At 58.0% G+C, this 11632-nt stretch carries 13 protein-coding genes; 12 read left to right on the top strand and 1 reads right to left on the bottom strand.

Annotated features, from left to right (window positions below; all coding sequences use genetic code 11):
- The first annotated feature begins 211 nt into the window (after positions 1-211).
- From TM5383_RS14805 to rpoD, 3 genes are all read left to right on the top strand, one after another.
- Complete coding sequence (locus TM5383_RS14805; RefSeq protein WP_058319812.1) at positions 212-565, top strand: hypothetical protein; 354 nt, start codon at positions 212-214, stop codon at positions 563-565.
- Between the two features lie 160 nt (positions 566-725).
- Positions 726-2735, top strand: coding sequence for a DNA primase (gene dnaG / locus TM5383_RS14800; RefSeq protein WP_058319811.1), 2010 nt, complete (start codon positions 726-728; stop codon positions 2733-2735).
- 150 nt (positions 2736-2885) lie between these two features.
- The gene (rpoD, locus tag TM5383_RS14795) at positions 2886-4886 is read left to right on the top strand and encodes an RNA polymerase sigma factor RpoD (protein ID WP_058319810.1); all 2001 of its coding nucleotides are present in this window, start codon (positions 2886-2888) and stop codon (positions 4884-4886) included.
- A gap of 37 nt (positions 4887-4923) precedes the next feature.
- Here rpoD and TM5383_RS14790 read toward each other — a convergent pair whose 3' ends face one another.
- Entirely contained in the window at positions 4924-5469 is a 546-nt protein-coding gene (locus TM5383_RS14790) for a hypothetical protein (protein ID WP_058319809.1), read from the bottom strand.
- A gap of 229 nt (positions 5470-5698) precedes the next feature.
- Here TM5383_RS14790 and TM5383_RS14785 point away from each other — a divergent pair, with 229 nt between their 5' ends.
- The 9 genes from TM5383_RS14785 (at position 5699) to ribD (ending at position 11628) form a co-directional block, all read left to right on the top strand.
- Positions 5699-6196 carry a hypothetical protein gene (locus tag TM5383_RS14785; protein WP_058319808.1) on the top strand — a complete coding sequence of 166 codons (498 nt, stop codon included), beginning with the start codon at positions 5699-5701 and terminating at the stop codon, positions 6194-6196.
- 70 nt (positions 6197-6266) lie between these two features.
- Positions 6267-6719, top strand: coding sequence for a thiol-disulfide oxidoreductase DCC family protein (locus TM5383_RS14780; RefSeq protein ID WP_058319807.1), 453 nt, complete (start codon positions 6267-6269; stop codon positions 6717-6719).
- Positions 6719-7273, top strand: coding sequence for a DUF4166 domain-containing protein (locus TM5383_RS14775; RefSeq protein ID WP_058319806.1), 555 nt, complete (start codon positions 6719-6721; stop codon positions 7271-7273). Before TM5383_RS14780 ends, TM5383_RS14775 begins: the two co-directional genes overlap by 1 nt.
- A gap of 108 nt (positions 7274-7381) precedes the next feature.
- Positions 7382-7624, top strand: coding sequence for a hypothetical protein (locus tag TM5383_RS14770; protein WP_058319805.1), 243 nt, complete (start codon positions 7382-7384; stop codon positions 7622-7624).
- A 140-nt stretch (positions 7625-7764) separates the two neighbouring features.
- Positions 7765-8052, top strand: a complete 288-nt coding sequence (locus TM5383_RS14765) for an HlyU family transcriptional regulator (RefSeq protein ID WP_058319804.1) — start codon at positions 7765-7767, stop codon at positions 8050-8052.
- Between the two features lie 12 nt (positions 8053-8064).
- Entirely contained in the window at positions 8065-8484 is a 420-nt protein-coding gene (locus TM5383_RS14760) for a secondary thiamine-phosphate synthase enzyme YjbQ (RefSeq protein ID WP_058319803.1), read from the top strand.
- Between the two features lie 168 nt (positions 8485-8652).
- Positions 8653-9873, top strand: a complete 1221-nt coding sequence (locus tag TM5383_RS14755; RefSeq protein ID WP_058319802.1) for a bifunctional alpha/beta hydrolase/OsmC family protein — start codon at positions 8653-8655, stop codon at positions 9871-9873.
- A gap of 150 nt (positions 9874-10023) precedes the next feature.
- Complete coding sequence (gene nrdR, locus TM5383_RS14750; protein WP_058319801.1) at positions 10024-10494, top strand: transcriptional regulator NrdR; 471 nt, start codon at positions 10024-10026, stop codon at positions 10492-10494.
- Between the two features lie 42 nt (positions 10495-10536).
- The gene (gene ribD, locus TM5383_RS14745; RefSeq protein WP_076400039.1) at positions 10537-11628 is read left to right on the top strand and encodes a bifunctional diaminohydroxyphosphoribosylaminopyrimidine deaminase/5-amino-6-(5-phosphoribosylamino)uracil reductase RibD; all 1092 of its coding nucleotides are present in this window, start codon (positions 10537-10539) and stop codon (positions 11626-11628) included.
- The last annotated feature ends 4 nt before the right edge of the window (positions 11629-11632 follow it).

Here is an 11632-nt window from a genome sequence, read left to right as displayed (position 1 = left end):
GTCCTTTCGCCGGAATGCGCGGTCGCCAGGGCCCTAATGCGTGCTGTGTTTTGTGCCTCCGAACGGGGAGGGCAGGCGTGGCTTGCACCCGTTGAAAATGGCTGGCATCAAGGGATGGCGCGCCGCGTTGCGCGGTAGATGACGACCTATTTTGATATTCTTCGCGTTTTTATCCATCAAAGGATGCGGACCTGACCATAAGAGTGTGCCGATGCTGCGTAACCTGATGACTGTTCCGACCCCCCGCGTTCTGGCCGCCTGTGCCATGACCCTAACCTCTGTCACTTTGGCGCCCGCTACCCTGAGTGCTGAAACCGAAGAGGAGCGCATCACGCGTTGCATCGGGCAGGCACAGATCGTGACGTTGGCCGTTGAGAAACGGCAGGAACTAAAGTCCGCCAAGAAAGCGGTGCGTCAGATCCGCAGGGCCGAGGGGATCAAAGACACCGACTTTGAAGGTCATGTCGATTTGTTGGTGAACTGGGTCTATTCCCTGCCAGCCGAGCAGCTGGGGCCAGAGGCAACGACAGCGTTCGAGGCCGCTTGCTCAGAATATAACGGCTGATCTTGTGCGTTCTCTGGTGATCGCAGCGGCCCGTTGGTCCGTGACGATCAGGCCGAGCGTTGCAATCAGACTTTTCATTTCTGCCGATCTGGTGTTTTGGTGGCCGCCCGATGTGACGGCCCGCTTTGCCTGACCCCACCAACCCGCTATAGTCCTACCCATGAGTCTGCCCCCCGGTTTCCTTGATGAACTGCGCAACCGCACCTCCATCTCTCAGGTGGTGGGGCGCAAAGTCATGTGGGATCAGCGCAAGTCCAATCAGGGCAAGGGCGACATGTGGGCGCCGTGCCCGTTCCATCAGGAAAAATCGGCCTCGTTCCACGTAGATGATCGCAAGGGGTATTACTACTGCTTTGGCTGTCACGCCAAAGGGGATGCGATCACCTTTATCCGCGAAACTGAGAATGTGGAGTTTATGGAGGCGGTGGAAATTTTGGCCCGCGAAGCCGGAATGCCGATGCCCCAGCGCGATCCGCAGGCGCAGAAGAAAGCGGATAAGCGCAATCAGCTGTCTGACGTCATGGACATGGCGGTGCAGTATTTCCGTCTGCAACTCAGCCGTGGGGTGGCGGCGGACGCGCGCGCCTATCTGCAGCGCCGTGGGTTGATGGGGGAAACGCAGGCGCGGTTTGAAATCGGCTTTGCCCCGGATGGGTGGCAGAACCTATGGGATCACCTGCGCGGCAAAGGCGTTGAAGAAGAGCTGATCATCGGCGCAGGGCTGGCAAAACCGTCCAGCAAAGGCGGCAAGCCCTATGATGCCTTCCGTAACCGCATCATGTTCCCGATCCGCGATCCGCGTGGGCGCTGCATTGCGTTTGGTGGTCGTGCGATGGACCCCAACGACAACGCCAAATACCTCAACAGTTCGGAAACCGCGCTGTTTGATAAGGGCCGCAATCTCTACAATCACGGCCCCGCGCGCGAGGCAGCGGGCAAGGGCCAGCCGCTGATCGTGGCCGAAGGCTATATGGATGTGATCGCATTGGCAGAGGCGGGATTTGGGGCCTCCGTCGCGCCGCTGGGCACGGCGATCACTGAAAACCAGCTGCAACTGCTGTGGCGGATCGCGCCGGAACCGATCATCGCGCTGGATGGTGACACCGCCGGTCTGCGTGCCGCGATGCGGGTGATTGATCTGGCGCTGCCGTTGCTGGAGGCAGGGAAGTCGCTGCGCTTTGCCCTGATGCCCGAAGGCAAGGACCCCGACGACCTGATCCGTCAGGACGGGCCGGAGAAGTTGCAGGAACTGCTGGATAACGCGATCCCGATGGTTGACCTGCTGTGGCAGCGTGAAACCGAGGGCAAGGTTTTTGACAGCCCCGAACGGCGGGCGGCGTTGGACAAATCCCTGCGGGAAAAGATCAAGCTGATCCGCGATCCGTCGATCCGCGAACACTATGGTTTGGCGATCAAGGATTTGCGCGGTGATCTGTTTGGGTTCAATCGGCGCAGGGAACAGCAGGGCGACCGAGGGTTCGCTGATGCGCCGCAGCGCGGTTTCCAGCGGGGCGGCTTCAATGGCGGTTTTAAGGGTGGTTGGCGCAAGGGTGGCTTTGCCCCCACACCGCTGGCCAGTACGAAATCCTCCATGCTGGTTGCAGCGGGCGAGGGGGCGGATGACCATCTGCGCGAAGCTGTCATTCTGGCTGCGCTGATCCGCACGCCGGAATTGTTGCGCGAATTTGACAGCCAAATTGACCGCATGCAGTGCGTTGACCGCGACCGCAGTGATATTCGTGATATCCTGTTGGACTGCAGTGATCGTGGCGAAATGCACGACGTTGAGGGGCGTATTTTTGAGGCGCTGGGCCCCTATGCCCTTGAAAGCCTGTTTGCCCTTCCCCATGTGGCGATTGCACCCGCCGTGCGCCGCGCCGGAGATTTGGAAACCGTGCGCATGTCGGTGTCCGAAGAGCTGGCCAAACTGCAGGCCACCCGTGGGCTGGACGCTGAGATCAGCGAAGCAGAGGAAGACCTGCCCACCTCAGAGGATGAGGCGCTGACCCATCGCCTGCATCAGGCGACCGAGACCCGCAACCGCGCGTTGCGCAGCGAGCAAGAAGACCGCGCGCACTATGACGTTGGTGAAAACGGAGCCCGAATCAACCGCGAAGAGCGCGATGCGTTCGATGCGATTTTGAACAACATCAATTTCACCAGACGCTGATTCGGATTGATTCGCTGCGTTTTGGTGAAGAAAACCGAAAGAAAAGCGGGTAAACGTCTTTCCGAATCTGGGAATCACGTTATTGATTCGAGTTCAGCGAATCGTTGATCACGACTCGAAACCGGACCCGTCCGCCTCTAGGAGAGTTTTATGGCTGCCAAAGACACCGAAGACCGTAAGCCCGACGATCAGGACGCGGAGGTCTCCCTTGATATGAGCCAAGCCGCCGTCAAGCGTATGATCGCTGAGGCACGCGAGCGCGGCTATATCACCTATGATCAGCTCAATCAGGTGCTGCCGCCGGATCAGGTGTCCTCGGAACAAATCGAAGATGTGATGTCGATGCTCAGTGAAATGGGCATCAACATCATCGAAGACGAAGAGGCCGAAGAGGAAGAGCAGAAAAACACCGCCGTTGTCGATGTGTCGTCGAACAAGGGTGAGGTTGCGCTGGCCTCTGGCACCTCGGAAAAACTGGACCGCACCGACGACCCAGTGCGCATGTACCTGCGCGAAATGGGCTCGGTCGAATTGCTGAGCCGTGAAGGCGAGATCGCGATTGCGAAACGGATCGAAGCCGGTCGCAACACCATGATCCTCGGCCTGTGTGAAAGCCCGCTGACCTTCCAGGCGATCACCATCTGGCGCGACGAACTTCTGTCCGAAGACATTTTGCTGCGCGACGTTATCGATCTGGAAACCACCTTCGGCAACCAGATGGGTGAGGATGACGACGACGAAGAAGGCATCGTCGGCGCCGCCAATGTGACCGCTGCCCCCACTGCGCAACCGGCGCAGAAAGAGGAAAAGCAGGAATACGATGCGGACGGCAACCCGATCCGCAACGATGATGACGATGATGATGAAGACGAACAGGCCAACATGTCGCTGGCCGCGATGGAAGCGGCGCTGAAACAGCGCGTTCTGGATACCCTCAACAACATCGCCGAAGATTTCGAAATCCTGTCGGAAATGCAGGACGCCCGTATTTCGGCCACGCTGAACGAAGACGGTTCCTTCTCCGAAGAGGATGAAGCACGCTATCAGAAGCTGCGGTCTGAGATTGTGGAGCTGGTGAACGGCCTGCACCTGCACAACAACCGTATTGAAGCGCTGATCGACCAGCTCTACGGCATCAACCGCCGGATCATGTCGATCGACAGCTCGATGGTGAAACTGGCTGACCAAGCCCGCATCAACCGTCGTGAGTTCATCGAGGCCTATCGTGGCTCGGAACTGGACCCGACTTGGCTGGACCGTATGGCGGAAAAACCGGGCCGTGGCTGGCAGGCGTTCATCGAACGCTCGACTGACAAGGTCGAAGGTCTGCGCAACGATATGGCGCAGGTTGGTCAGTACGTTGGTCTGGACATCCCCGAATTCCGCCGCATCGTCGCGCAGGTTCAAAAGGGTGAAAAAGAAGCCCGTCAGGCCAAGAAAGAGATGGTCGAGGCAAACCTGCGCCTCGTGATCTCGATCGCCAAGAAATACACCAACCGTGGTCTGCAGTTCCTTGACCTTATTCAGGAAGGTAACATCGGCCTGATGAAGGCGGTGGACAAGTTTGAATACCGCCGCGGCTACAAATTCTCGACTTATGCAACCTGGTGGATCCGTCAGGCGATCACCCGCTCGATCGCGGATCAGGCGCGCACCATCCGTATCCCGGTTCACATGATCGAAACGATCAACAAACTGGTGCGGACCGGCCGTCAGATGCTGCATGAGATCGGTCGTGAGCCGACGCCGGAAGAACTGGCAGAAAAGCTGCAGATGCCGCTGGAAAAGGTCCGCAAGGTGATGAAGATCGCCAAGGAACCGATTTCGCTGGAAACCCCGATTGGCGACGAAGAAGACAGCCAGCTGGGCGATTTCATCGAAGACAAGAACGCCGTGTTGCCGCTGGACAGCGCCATTCAGGAAAACCTGAAGGAAACCACGACCCGCGTTCTGGCATCGCTCACCCCGCGTGAGGAACGTGTGCTGCGGATGCGTTTCGGCATCGGCATGAACACCGACCACACGCTGGAAGAAGTGGGCCAGCAGTTCAGCGTAACCCGTGAACGTATTCGTCAGATTGAGGCGAAAGCGCTGCGCAAGCTGAAGCACCCCAGCCGAAGCCGCAAACTACGCAGCTTCCTGGATCAGTGATTTAAAAGCGCCCCCGATTTCGGGGGCGCTTTTTGTTTTAGTTTATTTTTTTCCAGGCGGAGACGTTCAGGAAATCTTCTCCCCAGTATCGAATAACCTTGTGGTCTGCTTCATATATGCTGCCATCCTGGTTGGCGATTTGGTTTGCGAAGTAGTATTTTTTGTCCCCTTCGTGGAAAATCTCGTAGTGAATACTTGAAGGTTTTCCGTGGTCTTTGACACGAATTTGAAAGCTAAATTGTTCCCGAGTGTAAATGTGATCAATCTTTTTCTTAAGTGCATCGGCATCCCGATAGTTTGTTAGGGTAAGGATCCGTTTTTGATATTCTTCTGCTAGCAGCTGGAACAACTCGAATGTCCCGCCGCTTGGCCCCGATGCTATTTTGAAGCCCTCAAAGTAGAGTTCAAAATCGTCGTCCGTGCTATGAATTACAATTTTCCAATCTTTGAGGTTTTTTAATGGCAGTTGTCGCGCATATGGATATCGCCCCAGTTTTGAATCGATGTTTGCCAGTAGGTCCTTCTGTTTTTCAACGTTGGACAAGACCTCGTGGAGGGTTTCGGCTGGTTCAATGTGGGTCATCTGTCATTTCCTTTTGAAGTAAGTTAAAAAGTATCGGGCAATTCTGTAAATTTAGTTTCGCCAGCATATGCGACTTCGCGTTTTAATGAAATCCTCCGAGATGCAACTTTTAGAAGCTTCGCCTCAAATAGTTAATCTCTGGGTGTCCTCCAGCAAAACGGGCGTCGCGTCTTCGCACCTCTCTGAGCGGCGTTAGAGATAAACCGATTTCATGAATATGGATTTTCGGATGACACATTTTAGTAAATGCGCGGCTTTCCTCTGTGCTACCCTCGCCATCCCCGTATACGCCTGTCCCGAAGGCGCAACACCGCTTGTCTCTTGTCCGCTGCAAGACGGGGCGAAGGTTTTGCAAACCTGCCTCCTCGGGGATCATGTGACCTATGCCTTTGGCAAAGCTGGTGAAACACCCGATCTTCATCTGGCGCGGCCGGTTACAGATGTCGCGATGACCCCGTGGCCCGGCATTGGGCGCTACATCTGGGAAGATTTCACCTTCACCAACGGCGCCACCTCTTACCGCGTGTTCTACGGCTTTGACAAAATGGCCGAAGGCGCGGCGCAGTTGACTGGCGGTGTTGCGGTCGAACAAGGTGATAAGGTTCTGGCGGAACTCTACTGCGATGCGGGCCAAGTCATCACCTCCGGCTATCCATTGCCGCTTTTTGAGGCGAAGGAAGCCGCAGGGCAGATCTATTCGCTGGAAACGCAATCCTGGTCTGAGTGAGGGGCTGCGACACTGTCGCACTTTCCCCATTTGGGATCCCTGCTACCATGACGGGCAGGAGGTACGCGATATGCCTACAGACCTGCAAACCATCTGGCAAAGTGAGCTGCAAAGCGCGCCCTATGTGATGGTTTATGATGGTGAATGTGTGATGTGCGATGGGTTCTTTCACTTCGTACTGAAGCGGGATCGCAGCCAACAAGTGCGGTTTGTCATCGGTCAGTCACCCTTGGGGCAGCAGCTGTTCAAACGTGCTGGTTTGCCACACGAAAACTTCACCACCATTTTGGTGTTCCGCGAAGGCAAGGCTTACACCAAGGTTGAAGCGCTTGCGGAGCTTGTCTCCAGCTTTGGGGGGCTCTGGCGTCTTGCGCGGCTTACCCATTGGGTCCCGCATGTATTGAAAGACCCGCTCTATAGCTTGATCGCGCATAACCGCTATCGGCTGTTTGGTCGCTATGATCAGTGTGTGGTTCCGGATGAGGCGCTGAGGGCGCGGTTTTTGGACAGGGGCATCGGGTGATGGATCCGTTTGGACAGGCCATTGCAGCGCAGGATCTCATAGTAGCGGATGTCGTACGCCGGTTTCACGACGTTGCAGACACCGCGCAGTATCGCGGCACAGCGACGGTGGAACGGGGGCGTGGCTGGCTGGTGCAGTTGATCCTGCGGTTGGCAGGGTTTCCGCCGGATCAGACAGATGCCCCCGTGATGCTGACCTTGACGCGCACCGATACAGGCGCATGTTGGCAGCGGGATTTCGACGGTCATTTGACCACATCCTTCCTGTGCTATGATCCAGACAGTCATGCTATTGTGGAGCGGTTAGGCCCCTTCAAAGTGACCATGGGCATTCATGCTGCGGCAGGGCGTTTGCATGTGGCGGTGATTGGGATGCGCCTTGGTCCACTTAAACTCCCACGTCTGTTCTGGCCGCGCAGTGATAGCGTTGAACAGGCGGGGGCGGATGGGCGATTCCAGTTTGATATCGCGGCAGATCTGCCGCTGCTGGGGCGATTGATCCGCTATCATGGTTCTGTCGCAGTGGCGGGGGACGATGCGTCACTAAGCCTTTGACGTAACGCCACAGTACACAAAAGCGCGACCACTTTTCACAACCGCGCGCGGTGGGGTTTTCGTCACCGCTCTGCTGACTAAATAGGCAAGCATGAAAGGAGGTGAGCCATGCGTGTGCTCGTCTTGTTAATGCTACTCCCTACAGCTGCTTTTGCCCATCGTGGCGGTGACCAAATCTGGGATCAGTTGACGGATCGTCCGATTACCGAACTGGCCCTGTCACAGCCGCAGGTCACGCCTGTGGTGCTGGCTCCGAAACATGGGGTGCAGTGCCTGTTGCCCGAAGTTGAGGGGCAAAATGCCGTGCCGGCCTATACGGTCACGGCCCATGCGATCTGTATCGGAGAGTAAGCATAGGTTTTCGCCCCTTGTAGGGATCGGAAACGCGCGACAGGCGGGGTCGGATTGCCGGTCCCGCCTTTTTCGTGTCCGAATGCTTGCACCTAAACGCGCAGACGCGCAGAGTGCGCCAAACAGTAAAAGGGCGGAACATGTCACTCTGGTCAAAACTCTTCGGCGGCAAATCCGGTGATACCGCAGGTGCCAAACCAAAGGCGAATATGCACGAACACAAGGGGTTCCAGATCGAGGTTGCCCCAATGAAAGAAAGCGGTGGTTACCGCGTCGCGGCGACCATCAACAAAGACGTGGAAGGTGAACTCAAGACCCACCAGATGATCCGCGCCGATACCATCGCATCGTTGGAAGAGGCCGAAGAGGTCACTCTGCACAAGGCCAAGCAGTTCATCGACCAGATGGGCGACGGCATCTTTCGCTAAGGGCACGCGCGCATGCAGACGGAGTTTCACCTCTCGACCCGCGGTCAGGGCCTCTATGAATTTACCCGCGATGTGCAGACGTGGGTGGCGGGGCGGGGCGTGGCCACGGGCCTGCTGACGCTGTTTGTGCGCCACACATCTTGTTCGCTGCTGATACAGGAAAACGCTGACCCAGAGGTGCAGGTCGATCTGCGCAACTTCTTTGCCCGTCTGGTGCCGCCCACCACCGATCCCAGCATGTCCTATCTGACCCACACCTATGAGGGGCCGGATGACATGCCTGCGCATATCAAGGCCGCCATGATGCCGGTCAGCCTGTCTATACCAGTGGTGGATGGCGCCCTTGGCTTAGGCACGTGGCAGGGGATTTACCTGTTTGAACACCGCGATGCCCCGCATCAGCGCCGTGTCTTGGCCCATCTGAGCGCCTGATCAGATGTTCGTTTATCGGGCGCCATAGTCGGCATCCGATTTGCACATGATCTGTAACCTTTATCACGCAATGGCACGCAGGGATTACGTTTCTGTGAGTGCGGTTGTTTGTGCGCCAGAAGCGCCTTCATGATGAGCAGCAGACACCCCGGGTCAGGAGGACACCCCATGAAAACCCAGCGCATCACTTTCACCGGCCATGACGGCAGCCAACTGGCCGCGCGCCTTGACCTGCCCGAGGGCGAGATCACCGCAACCGCGCTGTTCGCCCATTGTTTCACCTGTTCCAAAGACATCCCCGCTGCACGCCGCATTGCGCAGCGTCTGGCGCAGCGTGGCATGGCGGTCCTGCGTTTTGACTTCACCGGTCTTGGTCATTCCGAAGGTGAATTTGCCAACACCAACTTCACCACCAATGTCGCTGATCTGGTTCTGGCTGCCAAAGCACTGGAAGAGCGTTTCGCAGCGCCACAGCTGTTGGTCGGGCATTCGCTGGGTGGCGCAGCAGTGCTGAAGGCGGCGGGCAAAATTCCGGGCGCCCGCGCAGTGGCCACCATCGGTGCGCCGTTTGATCCTGCGCATGTGGCGCATAACTTTGGCGCCAAGGTTAAAGAGATCGAAGAGCAGGGCGGCGCGCAGGTTGATCTGGCAGGGCGTCCTTTCACAATTTGTAAACATTTCCTCGAAGACATCGCAGCACAAGAGATGAAGCCGGCCATCGCTGGCATGAACAAGGCGCTGTTGGTGTTGCACGCGCCGCTGGATGATGTTGTGGGTATTGAAAACGCAGGTGAGATTTTCACCGCCGCGAAACACCCCAAAAGCTTTGTCACGCTGGACGATGCGGACCATCTGGTGACCCGTCAGGCGGATGCAGAATATGCGGCCGACACCATCTTGGCATGGGCGGCGCGCTATGTGGATTTGGCAGCAGAACCTGTGACCAAAGCAGCCCCCGATGGCGCCGTGCACGTATCCGAGGCAGACGCAGCTGGCTTCCTGCAGGATGTGAATATCGCCGGTCGCCACGCCTATCTGGCAGATGAGCCCAAGGCCGTTGGTGGCGCTGATCTGGGCCCGACGCCCTATCAGTATCTGTCGGCGGGGCTGGGCGCCTGCACTACCATGACCATTCGCATGTATGCCCGCCACAAGGGCTATCCGCTGGATCACGTGGCGGTGGATGTTTACCACGACAAACGCCATGTCGAGGCCATGAGCGGTGACGCGGGCAAAGGCAGCAAACAGGATGTCTTCCGTCGTGACATCCATGTCACCGGTGACCTGACTGACAAGCAGCGCGCCGATATTTTGAAGATTGCCGACAAGTGCCCGGTTCACAAAACCCTACACGCCACCGCGGTGGTGGAAACCAACCTGCTGGATTGATCTGGTTGCTACAAACAACCGGAAAGACACAACAATAAGTAGGGGGTGGATTTACCCCCTACCCAAATCCTAGCGGCGCCCCTATAGTGCCTGTGGATAACTGGGGAACTTATCCCCAGACTTGGCGGTGTGACGAAAGAGGGGCCTTTCATGCGTTGTCCATTTTGTGGAAATATCGACACTCAGGTGAAAGATTCACGTCCGGCAGAGGATCACGTTGCGATCCGCCGGCGCCGGTTCTGTCCGGCTTGTGGCGGGCGTTTTACCACCTACGAGCGCGTACAGCTGCGCGATTTGGTGGTGATCAAATCCAACGGTCGCCGTGAAGATTTCGACCGCCCGAAACTGGAACGCTCTATCCGTATTTCGATGCAGAAACGCCCGGTGGACCCTGATCGCATTGATCAGATGATTTCCGGCATCGTGCGCCGATTGGAAAGTATGGGTGACACGGACATTCCGTCGCAAACCATTGGTGAGATCGTGATGGAAGCCTTGGCGCGGATCGACACTGTGGCCTATGTGCGCTTTGCCAGTGTGTATAAGAATTTCCAGGCGGCAGATGACTTCGACAAGTTTGTGTCCGAGCTGCGCCCGAACACCTCACCCGAAGAAGAGTAAGCGCGCGCCCGCCTTGTTGCGGCGCATGCGATCAGGTGGATCATGACCATGGATCATCGCTATATGGCGCTGGCCCTGTCGCTGGGGCGGCGGGGGCAGGGCAACACTTGGCCCAACCCTGCGGTGGGCTGTGTGATTGTGAACGCAGGCCGCATTGTGGGTCGTGGTTGGACGCAACCCTCTGGCCGTCCCCATGCTGAGGTGGTGGCACTGGAACAGGCCGGTAATCGCGCGCGTGGCGCAACCGCCTATGTGACGCTGGAACCCTGCGCTCATTACGGCAAAACGCCGCCTTGTGCAGAGGCTTTGATCAACGCGGGCGTTGCCCGTGTGGTCGCCGCGATCACCGATAGTGATCCGCGTGTGTCCGGCCAGGGCTTTGCCATGCTGCGCGATGCGGGGATTGAGGTGACGACAGGCGTTCTGGCGGATGAGGCAGCGCGCGATCTGGCGGGGTTTTTTGCCCGCGTGGAACAGGGGCGTCCGGCGCTGACGTTGAAGTTGGCAAACTCCTTCGACGGGCGCATTGCCACCGCGACGGGCGAAAGCCAGTGGATCACGGGACCAGAGGCACGCCGCCATGTGCATGCGATGCGCGCCAGTCATGACGCGGTGATGGTCGGCGGCGGCACGGCCCGCGCCGATGATCCCAGCCTGACCGTGCGCGATATGGGCGTGACCCGCCAACCGGTGCGTGTGGTGCTGTCGCGCCGTCTGGACCTGCCGTTGACTGGTAAGCTGGCATCAACCGCGCATGAGGTTCCGGTGTGGATCTGTCACGGGCCGGATCTGGATCCGGTGCTGGAACGCAGTTGGCGTGATTTGGGGGCGGAGCTGATCCGTTGTCCGCTATCGCAAGGACAGATTGATCCGCTGGCCGCGCTTGAGGCTTTGGGCGAACGCGGGCTGACACGGGTGTTCTGTGAAGGCGGCGGTGCGCTGGCCGCGTCGCTTCTGGCGCGGGATCTGGTGGATGATCTGGTGGGCTACACTGCCGGATTGGCCATCGGCGCCGAAGGGTTGCCGGGCATTGGCGCGATGGGGCTGGACCGCCTAGGCGCCGCACCGCGGTATGAGCTGGTGGAGGCGCGTCAGATCGGCAAGGACGTATTGCATCACTGGCGGCGGCGCTGAGCCA

The organism is Thalassovita mediterranea (assembly GCF_001458435.1).
In the GTDB taxonomy this organism is placed as follows: domain Bacteria; phylum Pseudomonadota; class Alphaproteobacteria; order Rhodobacterales; family Rhodobacteraceae; genus Thalassobius; species Thalassobius mediterraneus.
The sequence above is the reverse complement of the archived record's forward strand: the minus strand, read 5'-3'. Positions and strand labels throughout refer to the sequence as shown.

Excerpts from the sequence above, each read along its gene's own strand:
- TM5383_RS14805 (WP_058319812.1), top strand. The coding sequence starts at position 212 with ATGCTGCGTAACCTGATGACTGTTCCGACCCCCCGCGTTCTGGCCGCC.
- dnaG (WP_058319811.1), top strand. The coding sequence starts at position 726 with ATGAGTCTGCCCCCCGGTTTCCTTGATGAACTGCGCAACCGCACCTCC.
- rpoD (WP_058319810.1), top strand. The coding sequence starts at position 2,886 with ATGGCTGCCAAAGACACCGAAGACCGTAAGCCCGACGATCAGGACGCG.
- TM5383_RS14790 (WP_058319809.1), bottom strand. The coding sequence starts at position 5,469 with ATGACCCACATTGAACCAGCCGAAACCCTCCACGAGGTCTTGTCCAAC.
- TM5383_RS14785 (WP_058319808.1), top strand. The coding sequence starts at position 5,699 with ATGACACATTTTAGTAAATGCGCGGCTTTCCTCTGTGCTACCCTCGCC.
- TM5383_RS14780 (WP_058319807.1), top strand. The coding sequence starts at position 6,267 with ATGCCTACAGACCTGCAAACCATCTGGCAAAGTGAGCTGCAAAGCGCG.
- TM5383_RS14775 (WP_058319806.1), top strand. The coding sequence starts at position 6,719 with ATGGATCCGTTTGGACAGGCCATTGCAGCGCAGGATCTCATAGTAGCG.
- TM5383_RS14770 (WP_058319805.1), top strand. The coding sequence starts at position 7,382 with ATGCGTGTGCTCGTCTTGTTAATGCTACTCCCTACAGCTGCTTTTGCC.
- TM5383_RS14765 (WP_058319804.1), top strand. The coding sequence starts at position 7,765 with ATGTCACTCTGGTCAAAACTCTTCGGCGGCAAATCCGGTGATACCGCA.
- TM5383_RS14760 (WP_058319803.1), top strand. The coding sequence starts at position 8,065 with ATGCAGACGGAGTTTCACCTCTCGACCCGCGGTCAGGGCCTCTATGAA.
- TM5383_RS14755 (WP_058319802.1), top strand. The coding sequence starts at position 8,653 with ATGAAAACCCAGCGCATCACTTTCACCGGCCATGACGGCAGCCAACTG.
- nrdR (WP_058319801.1), top strand. The coding sequence starts at position 10,024 with ATGCGTTGTCCATTTTGTGGAAATATCGACACTCAGGTGAAAGATTCA.
- ribD (WP_076400039.1), top strand. The coding sequence starts at position 10,537 with ATGACCATGGATCATCGCTATATGGCGCTGGCCCTGTCGCTGGGGCGG.